The organism is Flavobacterium sp. LHD-85 (genome assembly GCF_030929595.1).
Lineage (GTDB): Bacteria > Bacteroidota > Bacteroidia > Flavobacteriales > Flavobacteriaceae > Flavobacterium.
Window position 1 is genome coordinate 143,566 of sequence record NZ_JAVFVR010000010.1, and the last position, 20,127, is coordinate 163,692.

Consider the following 20,127-nt stretch of genomic DNA (forward strand, 5'->3'; position numbering starts at 1 on the left):
GAGACGCACTGCAGTGCGTCTCTACAGATTAAAAATAAATCTGTATACATCTGCCAAAATCATTTTAAATCTACGTGAAAAATCTATAAGTAACATATTTCACACAGATTTAGCAGATTAAATTAGATTTAAAAAAAAATCAGCTGTTTAATCTCGTTATCTTAAACGAGATCAAACAGCTGATTTACTTTAGAAAAAATGTTTTTTAATTGCCAGACACTGCTGTGATTTCAAGCACAACGCTTGATTCTACTTTTGAAGAAGAAACTCTTAAACCTACATTCATCAAATATTCTCCTGTAAAAGATTCTCCAGATTCTTCAAGCGTTTTTTTTGCTTCAGGCATTAAATTAATTTCTTCAACTTTATAGGTTTTATTGGCATCTAAACCTTGAAAACGAACCAAATTATACTGTGGGTCATAAAGAGGATGAAGCGTATACGAAAATAAAACTGCTTTGTCTTTTGATTCATCAACATACATTAATACGGCGCGGGTATCCTCGTAAGGAGAAACAATTCGATACATATCGCCATGCCAGATTACAGAACTTAATCTTTTATAATTTGCAACTGCATCCTGAGTATATTTTAGTTCTTTTTCTTTCAGTTCTTTTATATTAATGTCAAAACCTAATTTACCCATCATGGCAACATCTGTTTTGAATTTAATAGATTGATTCCCCCACGATGTCACGTGATTGCAAATCGAAAAAGCTGGAAAAAACTGCGAGAAGCCCCACTGAATAAATACTCTATTATAAGGATCTGTATTATCACTTGCCCAAAATTCTGTGAAATATTTTAAAAATGCATAATCTGTTCTTCCGCCGCCGCCTGCACAAAGCATCATTGGTAAATGTGGATATTTTGTTTTAATTCTTTCTAAAACTTTATATAAACCTCTCGTATATTCAATAAATAAATGCGATTGCTGGTTTTTTAAATAAGTAGAATACGCGTTGGTCATCATACGATTACAATCCCATTTAAAGAAAGCTACGCCGCCGTTTGTCTGCATAATATCGTCTACCGTTTTAAACACAAAATCCTGCACTTTAGGATTGGATAAATCTAAAACCAATTGCGTGCGATAGTAGCTTTCTGCTCTATTTGGCAATTTTAAAACCCAATCTGGGTGCTTTTCATACAATTCGCTTTTCGGGTTTACCATTTCAGGCTCAATCCAAATTCCGAATTTAACTCCTGTTTTCTCTGCCTGCTGCATTAAAAATCCTAAGCCATTTGGCAATTTTGTTTTGGTTGCCTCCCAATCTCCCAAACCAGATTTATCGCCACTTCTTGGGTACTTATTTCCAAACCATCCGTCGTCCAATAAAAACATATCAACACCTAATGTTTTAGAATCTTCAAACATTTCTGTCAATTTCTTTTCGTCGAAATTAAAAAAAGTAGTTTCCCAATTGTTCAATAAAGTTAAACGAGATTTATCACCATCTTTTACGCCATAGTTTTTTGCCCAAGAATGTAAATTCCTACTGGCCTGCCCTTTTCCTTTGTTTGAAAAAGTGTAAATGAAAGATGGCGTAGTAAAAACTTCTCCTGGCTGAAGGCTGTATTCTGAAGCAAACGGATTAATTCCAGAACTGATTCTCAGTGATTTTTTATTATCCAATTCAAAAGTAAACTTAAAATTTCCCGACCAGGCAATAGTTCCTGCCACAAGCTCTCCAGTGTTCTCTTTTGCTTTGTCATTCAATGCCAAAAAGAAGACCGGCGTCTGGTACATGTTAGTTCTTACACCCAATTTAGAATCAATTACTTTGGCGCCGCTGGTTAACTCGCTTTCCTGCATTCTAACCTCTTTTGCCCAATCGCCATGAAACTGAGTCAGCCAATATTTATCTGCATCAAAATGAAGCATAGAAGAAGCATAGTTGTACAACGTAACAGGTTTCTTCTCGCGATGCACAATCTCTGTCCATTGTTCTATTACATTTTCTTTATAAAAAGATTTATAATGAAGCGTAACTTCTACAGGATAAACTGGATCTTTCATTTTTATGCTAGTTTCAGTTGTATTGCCATCTATTTTTGTTGTCTGATGACTTACATAAACCAGCTCCAAAGCGGGATTCCCATCATTGTGTGTCATTCGGATAGCCGATTCAAATAAATTATCAGTTCCGTAAGTTGGATACGCTTGATGTCTTAAATTAAGCAACGGATTTCCGTCGTTTATAACAAATGTTCTTTCTTTTTCTTTAGAAAGCGCATTATAGGCCGAAACTTCCAATTTTGTCCCTAAATACGATTGGTAAAGCAATCCGTTTTTTGCCACTTTTAAGATTAATGCCGTATTCTCGGTTTCAATAGCAATGGGATCATTTTGTGCATTAGTCTTCCAAAAGAGAGTCGTCAGAACTAATAGAAATAGTACTTTTTTCATAAAATTTTAATTAACAATAGTGAATGTTCGTTATTGAAGATTCTAAAAAAAAGTCAATACCAATCTTTTCAGATTAGAGTTGTATTTCTTTTGAAACTCCGCTTCTCACATTTATCAATCAAACCAAGAGAAAAATATCATTTGCATAATTAAGCAAGTCAATTGCTTATATCACGCAATTCATAACAACAATAGTTTTTGAGCTCTTATAAACTATTCTTCTTATGACTAAAGGAAATTCAAAAGTAGGAAAAATATAATTGAATCCTAATTCTACACACTTGTTTCTTTTTTCGCGATTGTAAAAAAGGTGATTCTAAAAATAGACTTTTGATAATTTTTACATCACTATTTCAGTATTCTGATATTTTATTATCTAATAAATGCTTTAAAACGTAAAATCGGAACAAACATAAACAAGTTTACTCTTACATATTAGCTTAAAAACACTGACTGGTATGGTTAATAGAAGAAAAACGTTTCAAGAATCAAAAATTATTTAGCAAAAAAAAATCTGATACTATATTATCCACTTTTAAAAATCAAAATGCATGATTCTGGAATTTAAAGTCTAAATCAATTTCAAAGAAAAATGACCTATGAATATAAAATTTGAATAAAATCTTCTTTAAAAAGCCAAGAAAAACCTTATTTATTAACTATACTTCGTCAAATTTGAGTTTTATGCATATATTATCCTGTTTATTTTACATATTACTGTAAATACTACGGGTTTTTTAAACATATCATAAAAAACTGGTAGGTACTGGTATGTGTTGGTTTAGAAACATTTATACATTTGGATTTCACATTTATCTCTTTTTTCATGAACAATTTGCAAGAGCTCAAGGCATTTTGTTTCTCCAAATGAAAAAGATAAAAAACGGACCACAAGAGAATAAATTACTAACTAACAAAAACCAACAACAAAACATGATTCTATTAACCAAACAAAAACCAACAAAAGATTGGCTTTCTTCTGAAACATGGAAGATTACCAAACTAACATCGGGAGCCTTACTGGCGCTTACTTTACAAACTTCTTTTGCTGCAGAGTTAGGAGAAAATAAAATCTCCAACAAACTGACTACTAATCTGGCTCTGACAAATAGCAAAAACACATCATTTGCTGTAGAAAAACTAATAAAAGGAAAAGTAACGGGTACACAAGGCGAACCGCTTCCTGGTGTAAACATTCTGGTAAAAGGAACAAAAATTACAACTGTAACAGACTTTGACGGTAATTTTACTATCGAAGTTCCAGACTCCAACAGTATTCTTGTATTTTCTTACACCGGATTTTTAACAAAAGAAGTTCATGCAGACGATGCTGTGAGCATTCAACTTGAAGAGCAAAACCAAACCTTAAACGAAGTTGTTGTCGTAGGGTACGGAACGCAGAAAAAAGCTTCTACAACGGGAGCAATTGCTTCGATTAAAGGAGGTGTTTTGACTCAAAATGCATCTGCAAACGTATCTAACGGAATTGCCGGACGTATGTCTGGAGTAATCGCCAGTAACCGCTCTGGAAGACCAGGTGACGATAGCTCAAGCCTTTTGATTAGAGGATTCAACTCCTTTGGTGGAGGAACAAGTCCGCTTGTAGTTGTTGACGGTATTCCTGACCGTGACTTAAACAGGATTAATCCAGATGATATCGAATCTGTAACCGTTCTAAAAGATGCATCGGCGGCTATTTATGGGGTTCGTTCTGCAAATGGAGTAATTCTGGTGACCACTAAAAGAGGTAAAATCGGTGCTCCGACAATCAAAATTGACGGATCTTATGGCGTTCAGCAATTGACACGAATGAGCGAAAGAGTTAATTCTTGGGAATACATGACGTATTACAATGAACTTAATGCTCATAAGGGAACTACGCTTCCTTACACTCAGGCAGAAATTGATAAATACAAAGCCGGAAACGATCCTAACTATACCAGTACAGACTGGATGAAACAGGTCTATAGAAAAGATGCGCCACAAGCCAACCTTTCGCTTTCTGTAAATGGAGGTAATGAACAAGTAAAATATTTCTTTTCTGGCCAATATTTAAATCAGGAAAGTAATCTTAGACACAGTGACGAGAGATACAGACAGTTCAATTTGAGATCGAATATTGATGTTAACATCACTTCAAACTTTAAGGTAAACTTAGATATTGCTACTCGTAAAGAAGACAGAAACTATCCAGCAGTAAGCATTGGAAGCATTATGCACGAAACAGTTAGCATGTATCCTTTTATTCCTGCTTATTGGAAAAATGGCTCCCCATCATCGGGTATCACAAATGGTAGAAACCCAATCTTAATGTCTTCACCAGCGGCAGGTTATGATAAAGTGGTAAACTTAATTGTAAATCCAAAAATCGGATTTGAGCTGAAATTGCCAAGAATAACAGAAGGATTATCACTTAGCGGTTATGCTGCATTTGACTATAATGTGCGCAGTGAAAAAAAATTCACAAAACCTTGGGATGCTTATTCTTACGACAAAACAAACGACAGCTATAATAACGTAAAAAACAGCACTAGTATAACAAGTGTAATGCAAGAAGAACGAATTGCCAATCAAAATACGTATTTCGCAAAATTAGCCTACGATCGTAAATTCAACAAACACGCGGTAAATGCTTTTGTAGGATATGAGCAGACTACAATGGACAAAACGCAAACGTATGCTTATAGAAGAGATTTATTGAGCGATCAATTGGATCAGATTTTTACAGGAAGTACAAAAGGGCAAAACGCTACCGGTGGTGCTTATCAGGATGGTCGTGAAAGTTTCCTTGGAAGAGTCGCTTACAATTTTGATGATAAATATTTTGCAGAAGTTACTGCTCGTTACAACGGATCATTCAATTTCCCTTCTTCAACTCGTTGGGGTATGTTCCCTGCCATTAGTGCTGGTTGGAAAATATCTGAAGAACCTTTCTTCAAAAACAATATTAAAGGATTTGATTTACTAAAAATAAGAGCTTCTTGGGGAAGAATGGGTAACGACGATTTAAGAGAAACTATTAATGGAGTGGATTATCTTAACCAATATCTTTTCTTAACGAGATATCAGCTAACGACCGATCAACAGCTTTACAGCTACTTTGGATCAGACTTTACATTAAACAACAGTATTTACCTTTCTTCTACTCCGAATCCAAATATTACTTGGGAAATTCAAGACTCTAAAAACATTGGTTTTGATTTTGGATTCTTCGGAAATAAATTAACAGCAACATTTGATTATTTCAGCAATAAAAGATCTGACATCTTAGCAGCAAGAAATGCGTCTGTGCCTTTGTACACAGGACTATCGCTTCCAAAAGAGAATATTGGAAAGACTGTAAACAGAGGAACTGATTGGTCTGTAAATTATGCTGATCGTATCAATAGTTTTAAATATAGTGTTGGTTTTAATTTTACTTATGCACAAAGTGAAGTATTGTTTCGCGATGAAGCGGCAAACATTCCTGCTTGGCAAAAATCAACCGGAAGAGCTATCGATTCTTGGTTAGTATACCAAACAAACGGAATTTACCGCACTCAGGCAGAAGTTGATAGTTCGCCTCATTTTGAAGGAGCAAAACCGGGTGATCTTTGGGTAAAAGATACGGACAATGACGGAAACATTACTTCTAATGACAAAGTAAGAATTCCAGAATCTGCAACGCCAAAAATTGCTTACGGTATTCCTATGAGAGCAGAATACAAAGGTTTTTCTATCGACATGCTTTGGACTGGTCAGGCAAAAGCAAAACAAGTAATCTTGCCGCAAGCGCAAGGCGCTATTGTAGCACCTCCAAGATGGTTATACGATGACAGATACACAGCAGATAATCCAAATTCTAAATACCCTGTTGCCTTCAATGATTCTGATCCAAGAAACAATATTGAAGCGGACTTTTGGCTAAAAGATGCCTCTTTCTTTAGACTAAAATCTTTAGAGGTTTCGTATACATTACCTGAAAAAGTACTGTCTAGATTCGGAATTCTAAATACAAGATTTTATGCGGGAGGAACAAATTTGTTCTCTATCGACCACATGAAACAGTACAATTTAGATCCTGAAACAAACAATAAAACAGGTGTAATTTATCCACAAACCCGTATTTACAGAATCGGTGTAAGCATTGAATTATAACAAGGTAAAAGATCAAGACATGAAAAATTATAAAATCAATAAACTAATAAATATAAAAAAGAAAGCACTTATTGTGGCTTCTCTTTTTATTGCTGTTGCTGCTGTAACATCCTGTAGCGAAGATCCTCTAGATAAAGTTCCTTTGGATTCTTATACCGATGAAAACGTGTGGAATGACTTAAAACTTACAGAAGCTTTCGCTAATAATCTTTATACGGTATTGCCAAGCACTCAGCACAACTGGAACGATAGAACAAACCGAAGCTGGATCTTATCTACGGCCTGTGATGAAGCCTTTAATAATTTTAACGATTATGATGTGTGGAATCTTAATTCTGGAGCCATTACTCCAGACAACGCAGGAGATTTCAATACTTGGAAGCCTGCTTATGCCACAATCCAAAACTGTAATATCTTTTTATCCCGAATTGACAACGTGCCTGGAGACGACGCTTGGAGAAACAGATTAAAAGGCGAAGTGCTTTTCTTAAGAGCTTATGCTTATTTCAAATTAATTAGCGATTACGGTGGAGTTCCTCTTGTTACTAAGCCTTTTGAGTTAAATAGCGATTTTAAAGTAGACCGCAGTTCTTACGATCAATGTGTTGATTTTATTGTTGGAGAATTAGACAAAGCTGCCGAATTGCTTCCTTTAACACCTAAAGATCTCGGAAGAGTTACAAAAGGTGCTGCACTTGCAATAAAATCTAGAACATTGCTTTATGCTGCAAGTCCGCAATGGAATCCTTCTAATGATTTGACAAAATGGAAAAAAGCATCAGACGCTGCAAAAGCGGTTATGGATTTAAATATGTATTCGCTTTATGATAAAAAATACGAAGATCTTTTTACTACCAACAATTCTGAAGTTATCTTCTCTCGTTTATCAAGTAAAGACCCGCAATGGAGCGCTTTCAACGGTGTAGAAATGTTTAACTCTCCAAGCGGTTTTCACGGATGGGCAAATTTTGCGCCAAGCCAAAGCCATATTGATGCTTACGGAACTGCTGACGGAAAAGACATTACAGACCCAACATCTGGCTATGATCCTCAAAAACCTTATGTAAATAGAGATCCTCGTTTTTACAAAAATATCGTGTATGACGGACGTGCTTACGGAAAACCTGAATTCTTCCAAGATCGTTACGATGCAGGAAGTTCAAACAAAGCCGAGTTCTACGAAGGTGGTTTAGATTCTCCACAAGGATGGGATACTTGGAACGCTAGTAAAACTCGTTATACTTTCCGTAAATATTGCGATACAACATACAATTATAACAATGAAACGCAGACTAATAAAGCTTGGATTATTTCTCGTTTAGGAGAAATCTATTTGAACTATGCTGAATCAGAATTTAAACTGGGACATGAAGGAACTGCGATTCAATATCTAAATTTATTAAGACAGCGTGCAGGAATTACAAATCCTTTGACAGGTTTAACTGGAACAGCTTTAGAGAATAAAATTCGCAACGAAAGACAAGTTGAATTATGTCTTGAAGGATTCCGTTACTATGATGTACGCCGTTGGAAAATAGCCGAAGAAACTGAAAATAAACCTTTAATGGGTGTAATTATTACCAAAAATAATGATGGTTCAAAAACTTACACCTATTCGAAAGTTCAAGAAAGGATTTTTAAACCACAGCATTATCTGCTCCCTATTCCGAGAGATGAAATAAACAGAACAGGTTTACCCCAAAACCCTGGTTATAACTAATTATAACCAATTAAGCAAACCCATCTAGGGGGATGGGTTTGCTTTTAAAATGTATCTAGACCAAAATCCAAATCGAAAATAGCTTTATGAAAAATCACTTTTTAGTTTTACTGGCCAATTGCTGTTTCTTTTTGAATGCCTTTAGTCAAGAAAGCGTTACCTTCAAATCTTCAGATGCTGCACTTCAGCTTGCTTTTGAGCGTGCCAAAAGTATGGCATTGATTTATAAAGGAGATTCAAATGATCCTGTTGGACCATGGTATGAAGCGGCTCTGCCTTCACGATCTGCATTTTGTATGCGAGATGTATCGCATCAAAGCATTGGTGCAGAAATCCTTGGACTAAGTAAGGAAAATAAAAATATGCTTTCGCTATTTGCTAAAAATATTTCAGAAAGTAAAGATTGGTGCTCTTTTTGGGAAATCAATAAATATGGAAAACCAGCTCCCGAAGATTACAAAAACGACAAAGAATTCTGGTACAATCTTAATAGCAATTTTGATGTCATATTTGCCTGCTGGAGATTGTATTTATGGACTGGCGATGAAGGTTATATCAAAAATCCCGAGTTTGAGAATTTCTTCGAAAAATCATCAACAGCATATATCGAACGATGGGTTTTACAAGCTGATTCTCTACTGACAAGACCAGAATTTGTAAACTCTCCTGCTCCATTCAATATAAAAGACGATTTTCATAAATGTCGCGGACTGGCTTCTTATTCTGAAGGTATTCCAGGTCTAAAAATGGGAGTCGATCTTGTTGCTGCAATTTATCGTGGTCTGCTTACCTATTCTTCTATTTTAAAAGAAAAAGGGCAATTTGAACAATCAGCTTTCTTTGAGAAGAAAGCAGTACAATACCAAGAGCAGATAGAACAAATCTGGTGGGATCAAAATGCATCGGCCTATAATGTAATTTATACCGCAGATGGCAAATTCAGCAAAGATTTTGGCGAACTATTTTTATTGTGGTTTGACGCTTTGAAGGATGCAGACAGAACCGAAAAAACAATTAAGCATATTCTTTCTGCAAAAAGCAATGTAGAAAATGCCTCTTATCTTCCTTTTCTATTATATAAATATGGCTATGAAGATAAAGCATACGAATACATTTTACACTTAACAGCCCCTGAAACCAAAAGAAGAGAATATCCAGAAGTTTCATATGGCGTAATTGAAGGCATCGTACACGGTTATATGGGAATAGAACCAGATGCATCAAAAAAAACAATAACAACAGTAAATCGAGGAAAAAAAGATAGCATTTCTGAGGTCGACAATTTACCCGTGTTGCATACAACACTAGCTGTACAACACAAAAACCAAACAACAACACTACACAACAAAGGCGAAAATTTTATAGAATGGAAAGCTATGTTTACTGGAAATTACAATTCTATTTTTATAAATGATAAAAAAGCTGCCGTAATTCATGAAAAGGACAACAAGGGAAATCCCTACACTGCTATTACAATTCGTGTGAATCCTGGACAAAAAATAACGGCAGCCTCTCGCTAAAACAACTCGTCCAATGTACTACTAATACAATGGACACAATTTAAAATTAAAACACTATGAAGATATCTTCTAGAAAAAAACTTAAACCCATTTTATTTGTCCTTACTGCTTTATGCTTTATTGCAAATACAGCATTTTCGCAAGAAAATCAACGTTGGCAAATTAATACCAACGGTTCGATTTCTTGGCAAATAAACAGTACAATTCCGCATGATGATCATATCGAAATGAGCGGTAAAAGAATCTCTTGCGTTCTGAGATATGGTGTCGCGGCAGATGGTTCATTTCATGCTACACGCAGTTTAGTTTGGCCAATGCTGAGAACTATTCCGAATAATACCCATGCGAGTTTAACGCGTCAGTTTGCGCAGGATGCTTTTGATCTTGTTACTGTAAATTACAAACCGATTTCAGCAGAAAAAACAGTTTCATTGACTCTTAACGGAACATTATTGGTTAAAAGCAAGACAGACAAACTTGAACTTACAAGACAATTTTTTCCTTCTACAGCTTTATCCGTTTATAATGAAATCTATACCATTAAAAACAGTTCTGATAAAAATTGTATTGTAGAAATTCCAAAATCGAATGCGGTATACACTACAGATCCAGCAAAAGGAACTGAAGGCAGTTACACGATACATGCCGATCTTATTAATAACGGAAGTTTTAATCTGAAACCAAATGAAACGGTTAGCTTTTCTGTTATCTATTCAGGCGTTAAAGCAAACGAAACAGTTCCTACTGTAAATGCTGAAGAAGAAAAAACTAAACGCCTAGAATTGATTAGCGAAATATGGAGCAAATTGACTTTGGAAACACCAGATCAGGTTTTAAATACCGAATTCGCTTTCGCGAAAATCAGAGCGACAGAAAGTATTTTTGAAACCAAAGGAGGTCCAATGCACGGTCCTGGTGGAGAATCGTATTACGCTGCCATTTGGGCAAACGATCAGGCGGAATATATTGGTCCCTTTTTTCCTTACTTAGGATATGAATACGGAAATCAGGCTTCATTAAATGCTTATCTCCAGTTTGCCAAATTTATGAACAAAGATTACAAACCTATTCCGAGTTCTATAGTTGCTGAAGGAACTGATATTTGGGCAGGCGCAGGAGATCGCGGAGATGGCGCTATGATTGCTTACGGAGCTGCTCGTTACGCGCTCTCGAGAGGAAATACAGACGAAGCAAAACAATTGTGGCCATTAATTGAATGGTGCTTAGAATATTGCCGCAGAAAAATAAATGCTGACGGCGTAGTGGCTTCTGATTCTGATGAGCTAGAAGGACGCCTTCCTGCAGGAAAAGCCAATTTAAATACTTCTTCTTTATATTATGATGCATTAAATTCTGCTGTTTACCTAGGCAAAGTTTTAGGAAAAAATGACGCACAGTTGAAAGCATATAAAGCCGAAGCTGAAAAATTAAGAACGGCTATTGAAAAGTATTTTGGAGCTAAAGTTGAAGGCTTTGAAACCTACAAATATTATAAAGAAAATGATGTTTTAAGAGCTTGGATCTGTACGCCGCTAACAATGGGCATTTACGATCGAAAAGACGGAACTATTGATGCTTTATTTTCTCCTAGATTATGGACTAAAGATGGTCTTGCCAGTGTTGCTGGAGATAAAATATTCTGGGATCGTTCTACTTTGTATGCTTTAAGAGGAGTTCTTGCTGCTGGCGAAACAGATAAAGCGCTTGATTTCTTGCATTACTATTCTAACCGACGTTTACTGGGTGATCACGTTCCTTATCCTGTAGAAGCGTATCCAGAAGGCGATCAACGTCATCTTTCGGCTGAAAGCGGTTTGTATTGCCGAATTTTTACAGAAGGGTTATTTGGTATTCGTCCTACAGGCTTACACAGTTTCGATTTTACGCCAAGACTTCCTAAATCTTGGTCAACTATGAAGCTAAAGCGCATTCATGCTTTTGAACGTGATTTTGATATTACAGTTGAAAGAGCTGGCAAAAATCTAAAGTTAAAAATAACTGATGGTAAAAAACTTTTAATCAATAAGGTCATAAAAGATGGCAATACGATAAATATTAAGTTATAATTTTTTTTTTGAATTATTGTTTTTGAAACAAGCCTCCGAAATATGCCTTGGAGGTTTGTTTGTTTTTTTTTCGAGTAGTTTTTTTTCGCAGATTTAAACCAATAGGATCTGCTAAATCTTCTAAATCTGCGAGAGAAAAAAATATAAATAAAATGCCTTCCGCAGATCTTGCAGATTAAGCAGATTATTTTATACATACAGTATATCTGTAGAGACGCACCGCAGTGCGTCTACGCTCAGTATATCAGCAATAGGAAAATCTTTGAGGACAAACATGCGTGAGACGCACTGCAGTGCGCCTCTACAGGGTATTAGGACGATAATACAACCCATTTTTATTTCAAAGCCTTATATAATATCTCAACAGGATGCAATGCTTTTCGCCCAGTTCCATCAGCAATTTGATGTCTACAGCTCGTTCCTGATGCAGAAATTAAAGTAACTGTTTCTTCTTTTCTAATTGTCGGAAATAAAACCAATTCTCCAATTTTCATAGAAATATCATAATGTTCTTTTTCATAACCAAACGAACCTGCCATACCACAACACCCACTTGGAATATTTAAAACAGTATAATTCTTTGGCAATGAAAGTATCTTCTTAAGCGGCACTAAAGACGATAAACTTTTTTGAAAACAATGGCCATGCATACGTACTCTTTCTGTCTGTTCTGTAAAACTATCCGATGTAATGCGTCCAGTTTCTAATTCTTGAGCAAGAAATTCTTCTATCAAGAAAGTTCTTTTCGCTGCTATTTTCGCTTTTGCTTTCAAATCCCCACGACATAAATCGGGGTATTCATCACGAAATGAAAGTATTGCCGAAGGTTCAATTCCGATTAAAATGCCATCATTTGGAATTTCAGTTTCAAAATCCCTAATATTCTGTTCAGCAATTTCTCGCGCTTCTTTCAACATTCCTTTTGAGAGATACGTTCTTCCGCTTATTCCAATTTCCGGAACCAGAACTTTATAGCCTAATTTATTTAAAAGTTTGACAGCCGTCTGTCCTATTTCGACATCATAATAATTCAGAAACTCGTCATTATACAAATACACCTTTCCGTTTGCAAAATTTCCTGTTTGACTATAGTTTTTTATCCATTTTTCAAAAGTAATTTTATGCATTAAAGGCAATTGTCTTTCTACCGCAAAACCAGTGCTTTTCTTAATCCAATTTCCGAGAATTCCTTTTGTAGACACATTATATAGCCACGGAACTGAAGCAAACAACTGGTTCACCTTTGGCGTATTTCCGATCAATTTAGATCGAAATTTTACTCCATTTTTATCATGGTACTGCTGTAATGTTTCGGCTTTCAGTTTTGCCATATCTACGTTTGAAGGGCATTCTGACTTACAGCCTTTACAGCTTAAACATAAATCTAAAACCTCCAACAGATTTTCATCATCAAACCTATTTGCTTTTGCTGAATTCGTAATGGTTTCTCTCAGCATATTGGCACGCGCTCGAGTGGTATGTTTTTCATCTCGAGTTGCCATATAACTTGGACACATTGTACCGCCACTTTTCTCTGTTTTTCTACAATCGCCAGATCCGTTGCACATTTCTGCTGCGCGAAGGATTCCGTTATGTTCCGAAAAATCAAAATAAGTTTCAGGCATTGGTGTCTCCTGCCCTGCTGTATATCGCAGACTTGTATCCATAGGAGGCGTATTCACGATTTTCCCCGGATTAAAAACACCCCACGGATCCCAAGCTTTTTTTATTTGAACAAATAATTCATAAATTTCATCTCCCAACATTAGCGGAATAAACTCTCCGCGAAGCCTTCCATCGCCATGTTCTCCACTCAACGAACCTTTGTATTTTTTAACCAAATGGGCAATATCGGTTGCAATAGTTCTAAAAAGTGCAGTTCCTTCTTTGGTTTTTAAATCTATAATCGGACGAAGATGCAATTCACCCGTAGCTGCATGTGCATAATGCACACAGTTTAGATTTCTCTCTTTTAAGATTGCATTAAAATCTTCAATAAAATCAGGCAAATCATTTACATCGACCGCTGTGTCTTCAATTACGGCAACTGCTTTGGCATCACCCGGAATATTAGACAATAATCCCAATCCTGCTTTTCTTAATGCCCAGACTTTATTGGTGTCTTCGCCATAAACAATCGGGAAATGATATCCAAGATTTTTAGAACGCATCAAAGCTTCCATTTCTCTGGCAATGCTGTCAATTTCTTCTTGTGAATCTCTTAAAAATTCGACTGCCAAAATAGCCTGCGGATCGCCTTTCACAAAAAAACGATTCTTGCTTTGTTCTATATTTTCTTTGGTGCATTCCAGAATATAATGGTCAATCAGCTCCACACTATCTGGATTAAATTTCAATGCTTCAATGTTGGCTTTTAAAGATTCGTGAATGCTTTCAAAATGAACGCAAACCAAAGCAGAATAGGGTTTTAAAGCATCAACCAGATTTAATTTTATAGCTGTAGAAAAAAATAGTGTTCCTTCAGATCCTGCAATTAGTTTACAGAAATTGAACTTTTCATCAGCATCATTAAACGGACTGCTGTCTGCCAGTAAATCTAGCGCATATCCTGTATTTCTTCTCGGAATTGATTTCTTAGGAAAATTGGCTTCAAATAAATTTCGGTTATATTCAGACGATAATATCTCTTTAGCTTGCAGATAAATTGCTTGTTCCAGTTCGCTTACAACATTAATTCCGTTACATTTATCTTCAAATTCGGCATTAGTCAAAGAACCAAAAACAACTTCATTTCCATCTGCCAGAAAACCTTTTATTTCGAGTACATGTTCGCGGGTTGATCCATAAACAACAGATCTTGCTCCACAGGCATTATTTCCTACCATTCCGCCAATCATACAGCGATTGCTGGTAGAAGTTTCTGGTCCAAAAAAAAGTTTATATGGTTTTAAATGAAGATTCAGTTCATCACGAATAACTCCTGGTTCTACCCAAACTGATTTTTCTTCCTGATTTACCGAAATAATTTTGGTAAACTCTTGCGAAATATCAACCACAATTCCGTTTCCAACCACTTGTCCAGCCAGCGAAGTTCCAGCGGCACGAGGAATTATACTGCTATTGTTTTCTTTTGCAAAAGCAATAATTTTCTGGATATCTTCTTTCGATTTCGGAACAGCTACTGCCAAAGGCATTTCTTTGTAAGCACTTGCATCTGTTGCGTAAAGCAGACGCATGGTATGATCGTAAAATAATTTGCCCTCTAATTCCTTTTCTAAACCTGCAAGTTTAGCAGAAATCTTTGGAAGGATATTATTATTCATTTTTAATTATTATTTAATAGTGTTTTAACACATAGAAACATAGATTTTATCTTTAAAAAAGGTAATAAAAAAGAAACTCGTTTCTTAACACATAGCTATGTGCATTCATGTTAAGTGAAACGTCTTTCTCACAAAATAAAAATCTATGTTTCTATGTGTTAAAAAAAATCTATAATTCGCTTAATGCAATGTCTAATAACTCAACCATTTCATCAGCATTTTGTTTATTAAATGGCATTGGCGGTTTTATTTTTAAAACATTATGGAGAGGCCCATCAGTACTTAATAGATAACCTTTGGCTTTCAGTTTTTCGACTACAATATCTATTTCAGGAATAGCTGGTTCCATGGTAGTTCTATCTTTTACCATTTCTGCTCCAATAAATAATCCATGTCCTCGAACATCACTGATAATAGGATATTTAGCCATTAGACCTTTTAGTCCGTTCATCAAATAATTTCCAGTTTCTAGAGCATGCTGTTGCATTTCTTCCTCCTGAATTACCTCTAAAACAGCCAATCCTGTAGCCATAGAAACAGGATTACCGCCAAAAGTATTGAAGTATTCCAAGCCATTATTAAAAGCTTCTGCAATCTCTTCGGTTACAATTACAGCTGCAAGCGGATGCCCGTTTCCAATTGGTTTTCCTAAGACAACAATATCTGGCACTACATTTTGCAATTCGAAGCCCCAGAAATGATCTCCAATTCTTCCAAAACCAACCTGAACTTCATCTGCAATACAAACTCCTCCTGCTGCACGAACGTAGTCGTAAACTGTTTTTAAATAATTTTCTGGCAACGGAATCTGACCTCCAACTCCCAATAAAGTTTCACAGATGAAAACTGCTGGCGCTTTATCTTCTTTCTTTAAGTTTTCGATAATTCGCTGTACATCTTCAGCATATTTTTCTCCTGCTGCTGCATCTCCATATTTATAAGGACCACGATACAAATCTGGATTAATAGCTTTATGTATCCACGGCATTTGGCCAGAACCTCCTTTGCTGTCAAATTTATACGGACTCATTTCCATTGCTACGGTCGAAGTTCCGTGATAAGCATGATCCAATACAATAATATCTTTCTGTTTGGTAAAATGACGGCTCATACGAATAGCCAAATCATTGGCCTCGCTTCCAGAGTTTACAAAATAGCAAACACTTAGTTTTTCGGGTAAAGTTGCTGTTAGTTTTTCTGCATAATCGGTTATGGCATCATTTAAATATCTTGTATTTGTATTTAAAGTCGCTATTTGATGCTGCATTTTTCTTACTACAACTGGATGGCAATGTCCAACATGCGAAGGATTATTTACACAATCAACAAAAGTTCTTCCTTTGTCATCGTATAAATATTGCAAAGCTCCTTTTACGATTTTAAGTTTGTCTTTGTAGCCAATGCTTAAATTTCTTCCTATTTTTTGTTTTCTAACTTCAAGAAGCTCTGAGTAATCATTAGTATTGATTACTCCGTCAAAACCGCATGCTTTTCTAAATGCATCTTGTGCTTTTATAGGGTTTATTTTTATCAGTTTGTACAACAAATCCCAAGCTGGTTTTTCGGTTACAAAATGATGTTCGTTGTTACTATCAAGCGATGCGTTATAAGCAGATTGTGTCACACTGATGCAAAGTCTTCCTGCAATGAGATAATACAATAGATCTAATTCCTGTTCTGTAAGCGCATACGAATTATGATATCCTTCAACAATTTTTGCTGCTACAGCCAACGGATCTTCTACATCAAGCATCGCATACACACAGGCAATAGCCAAATTGTTGATTAAAGCCGTATATACCATGTCGCCAAAATCAATCAAACCGCTAATACGATTGTCTTTTACCAAAACATTATAATCGTTGGCGTCATTATGAATATAGGCATGTCTTAGTCGGTGCAATTTTGGCAATACTTCGGTATCAAACTGCAATAAAAAATAACCCGCTATACGTCTTCTTTCGTGATTTAGAATATACTTTAGGTTATCTCCTGCTTCACTCGCACGGCTAATATCCCAAGTATAATTGCGATGCATTGCTGGATGAGAAAAATTCTCAAGCTCAGCGTCCATATTGCCTAAAAATGAACCTAAACTGTAATGCAGTTCGCTATTCTTATTTTTTTCGTCTACCCAAAAAATGCCTTCTAAAAAGTTTAGAATTCTAATATAATAGATTTGAGAATCTGTTACAATCTGAGTCAGTTCTTCTCCTTTTCTATTCAGGCAGAAATGCTGAAAACAATCAGAAATATCACTTTTGGCAAGATGTCTCATGATGGCAGCCTGCGCTTCTAAAAATGGAAAGGAATGGCTCTCATTTGATACTTTTAGAATGTACTTTTCATTTTTATCATCAGATAAAAGAAAATTCAATTCATCATATCCATTTAATGCCTTTACGGTTACATTTAATCCGTAATGTTCTTTTACTAAATCCTGAATAACTGTTTCTGAAAAAGTCATTGTATTCAATTAAATTGTTTTTTCTTTTTTTTTTAGCCACGAATTACACGAATTTGCACTAATTTCTTTTCGCTTTCCTGCAAGGTCTTTTTTCAGACCTTGTAGGTATTTTAAAGGATTCTACGATATTTTCGCGTCATACTTAAATACCTACAAGGTTTTAAAAACCTTGCAGGAAGATTTGCTATTCGTGGCAAACTTTTATCTCCAAATAACAGCTTGAGCTGGTTCTAATGGATTTTTTCCCACTAATATTTTACTTCCTGCAGGAATTGGCAGATTTACCGTTTCATTGGTATAATTTACACCAACATAAAAACCATCGCGCCATTCTACATAAACGCCTTTTGGCAAATCTTGAATAACAACTTTTGCACGTTCATAAACGGTTCTTACTATTTGTCTTTCCAGATTTCCATCTTTACTTTCAGCACCGATATAGGTAACTGTTCCTTTTCCAAGTTTTCTGGTAATCGCAGCCGCTTTGCCTTTGTAAAACTGATCTGCATACGAAGCCAAAACTTCAGTTCCTTGTTTCGGATTTAAAACATCTGCCCAAACGTTCCATTTATAGGTATTATTTCCTGCAGTTATTGTTCCGTTTACATCTTCAACCAGCATATCAAAAAACTCAACGTCTGCTCCGATTAAAGGTACGATTGGTCCGCTCCAGTTAGCTTCGAAGAAATGACCATTTTTATCTTTCTGTCCTGTACGGCACGAAAGAATTAAATTTCCGCCGTTTTCAACATATTTCGTCCATTTGTCTACCAGTTTCTGGTCAACCAATTGATACGCTGGCGCAACGATAAATGGATAAGCAGAAAAATCGCTTTCTTCTGTAATAAAATCCATTGGTGCACCAGTTGATTTTACTGCTGAAGTATACGTATTTCTATGTCTCCAAGTACTCCAAAATTCAGTTTGTTTTTGGTTTTCTAAATCCCATAGATTCTCGTGGCTCCATAAAAATCCTGTTTTTCTCTTCGCTATTTCTTGCGGAATAACTGCTTTTGGGTTGTATTCTTTACGAAGCAATTTCATGTCTTCAATAGATTGTACAAACTCTTTTCCTCCCGTGGTTAAAGTTACTCCGTCTGTACCCACAATTCCATCATGATACATCTCGCTGCTTCCAAGCGGATGTCTGTATCTGTACGTACAAGTAAAAGAACAGCCACCGCCAAAAGCCTGAGAAATCCACATGTGAACTGTTCCTGGTAATAACTGCGGATTTATGCTTGCCCAGTTTACTTGTCCCGGCTGCATTTCCATTACTCCCGTAATGCCATTTATAGATCTGTAATAATCATTGGCTTCCGAAATTTTGTTTGGATGTCCCATTCTGAAATTTTGTCCCCCTAATTGATTTCTTCCGCTTACAGGATACATGGTATAGGTTGCAAAATCCATTTTATCAGTTCTTCTTGGATCTGCGCCGTAAACCACATTGGTGTAATTTGTCGTAATCCATTGTTTTGGATCGATATGCTTTCTGAGTATTTCAGCTTGTAAATTCAAATATTCTGCTTGAGAATCTGCTGTGTATCGTTTAAAATCTAAAATAGCATGCGGACTCAATTTATCTTCAAAGTAAATCTCTGCATTTGGAATCGCAATCTGTTCAAAATTATTGTATCTAATGCTCCAGAAACTAGCCACCCACTCCGCATTTAATTTTTCGATTGTTCCATATTTTACTTTAAGCCATTTCTGAAATCCTTTTTGTGCTGATGGACTAAAATCGTCTGGCGCTCCTGGTTCGTTATCAACCTGCCAGCCAATAACGTTTTTATTATTGCCGTATCTTTTTCCAAGTTCAGTAACAATTTTAGCAACAAATTCTCTGTATTTTTCATTAGACACAGACTGGTTGGCTCTGTTACCGTGTTCTCTTCTTCGTCCGCTTGCATCTACCAGATAGATTTCAGGATACTTTTCTCCCATCCACGCTGGTGGAGTTGGCGTTGGCGTACACATGATTACTTTCAAACCTTGTTTTTCGGCAATTGCCAGTGCGTCATCCAGCCATTTAAAATCATACTTTCCTTCTTCAGGTTCCATAAAAGTCCACGCGAATTCAGCAAAGTGCGTAAACTCAAAACCTAATTTTTTAATATTTTTTAAATCGCGCTCCCATTGTTCTCTTGGCCATTGCTCTGGATAATAATATACTCCAATCTGCATTAAATCTGGTTTGGAGAAAAATCGCTGCGGATCTTTATTCTCTGTAGTTGTACTTTTCTTGCTTTGGGCAAAAACAGGCATTGAATGGCAGCCTGCAATAAGCAATCCTGCCGTTATTATTCTTGTGAAAGATATATTGTGGTTAAACATAGTTAGTTATTGTTTTTTATTAAGTTAAATTAAACACAAAGAGACATAGTTTTCATTTCTAAAAAAGATAGATGAAAGAAACTAGTTTCTAACACATAGCTATGTTTACTTTGGAAAAGTGAAACGTCTTTTAACGTTCCTATTACAATTCTACCGATCTATGTTCCTATGTGTTTAAATCAAGGC

8 protein-coding genes are annotated in these 20,127 nt (G+C 35.9%); 4 read left to right on the plus strand and 4 right to left on the minus strand.

All coding sequences use genetic code 11. The features are described 5' to 3' along the window. Positions 1-205 precede the first annotated feature (205 nt). Positions 206-2,410 carry an alpha-galactosidase gene (locus RB618_RS17025; RefSeq protein WP_308069837.1) on the minus strand — a complete coding sequence of 735 codons (2,205 nt, stop codon included), beginning with the start codon at positions 2,408-2,410 and terminating at the stop codon, positions 206-208. Positions 2,411-3,277: 867 nt separating this feature from the next. Here RB618_RS17025 and RB618_RS17030 point away from each other — a divergent pair. From RB618_RS17030 to RB618_RS17045, 4 genes are all read left to right on the plus strand, one after another. Further along, positions 3,278-6,547, plus strand: a complete 3,270-nt coding sequence (locus RB618_RS17030; RefSeq protein WP_308069838.1) for a TonB-dependent receptor — start codon at positions 3,278-3,280, stop codon at positions 6,545-6,547. A gap of 19 nt (positions 6,548-6,566) precedes the next feature. Then, positions 6,567-8,267 carry a RagB/SusD family nutrient uptake outer membrane protein gene (locus RB618_RS17035; RefSeq protein WP_308069839.1) on the plus strand — a complete coding sequence of 567 codons (1,701 nt, stop codon included), beginning with the start codon at positions 6,567-6,569 and terminating at the stop codon, positions 8,265-8,267. An 86-nt stretch (positions 8,268-8,353) separates the two neighbouring features. Then, positions 8,354-9,787: a hypothetical protein gene (locus RB618_RS17040; RefSeq protein WP_308069840.1), complete on the plus strand. Its 1,434-nt coding sequence runs from the start codon at positions 8,354-8,356 to the stop codon at positions 9,785-9,787. A gap of 56 nt (positions 9,788-9,843) precedes the next feature. Beyond that, positions 9,844-11,853 carry a hypothetical protein gene (locus tag RB618_RS17045; RefSeq protein WP_308069841.1) on the plus strand — a complete coding sequence of 670 codons (2,010 nt, stop codon included), beginning with the start codon at positions 9,844-9,846 and terminating at the stop codon, positions 11,851-11,853. Positions 11,854-12,188: 335 nt separating this feature from the next. Here RB618_RS17045 and RB618_RS17050 read toward each other — a convergent pair whose 3' ends face one another. The 3 genes from RB618_RS17050 to RB618_RS17060 all read right to left on the minus strand — a co-directional run bounded on the left by RB618_RS17050 (position 12,189) and on the right by RB618_RS17060 (position 19,941). Beyond that, positions 12,189-15,137 (minus strand): FAD-linked oxidase C-terminal domain-containing protein, encoded by a 2,949-nt coding sequence (locus tag RB618_RS17050; RefSeq protein ID WP_308069842.1) that lies wholly within the window; start codon positions 15,135-15,137, stop codon positions 12,189-12,191. 169 nt (positions 15,138-15,306) lie between these two features. After that, positions 15,307-17,604 carry an aminotransferase class III-fold pyridoxal phosphate-dependent enzyme gene (locus tag RB618_RS17055; protein ID WP_308069843.1) on the minus strand — a complete coding sequence of 766 codons (2,298 nt, stop codon included), beginning with the start codon at positions 17,602-17,604 and terminating at the stop codon, positions 15,307-15,309. A gap of 201 nt (positions 17,605-17,805) precedes the next feature. Then, entirely contained in the window at positions 17,806-19,941 is a 2,136-nt protein-coding gene (locus RB618_RS17060) for a beta-galactosidase (RefSeq protein ID WP_308069844.1), read from the minus strand. Positions 19,942-20,127: the final 186 nt, after the last annotated feature.

Coding starts and splice junctions, on each gene's coding strand:
- RB618_RS17025 (WP_308069837.1), bottom strand. CDS start 2,410: ATGAAAAAAGTACTATTTCTATTAGTTCTGACGACTCTCTTTTGGAAG.
- RB618_RS17030 (WP_308069838.1), top strand. CDS start 3,278: ATGAAAAAGATAAAAAACGGACCACAAGAGAATAAATTACTAACTAAC.
- RB618_RS17035 (WP_308069839.1), top strand. CDS start 6,567: ATGAAAAATTATAAAATCAATAAACTAATAAATATAAAAAAGAAAGCA.
- RB618_RS17040 (WP_308069840.1), top strand. CDS start 8,354: ATGAAAAATCACTTTTTAGTTTTACTGGCCAATTGCTGTTTCTTTTTG.
- RB618_RS17045 (WP_308069841.1), top strand. CDS start 9,844: ATGAAGATATCTTCTAGAAAAAAACTTAAACCCATTTTATTTGTCCTT.
- RB618_RS17050 (WP_308069842.1), bottom strand. CDS start 15,137: ATGAATAATAATATCCTTCCAAAGATTTCTGCTAAACTTGCAGGTTTA.
- RB618_RS17055 (WP_308069843.1), bottom strand. CDS start 17,604: ATGACTTTTTCAGAAACAGTTATTCAGGATTTAGTAAAAGAACATTAC.
- RB618_RS17060 (WP_308069844.1), bottom strand. CDS start 19,941: ATGTTTAACCACAATATATCTTTCACAAGAATAATAACGGCAGGATTG.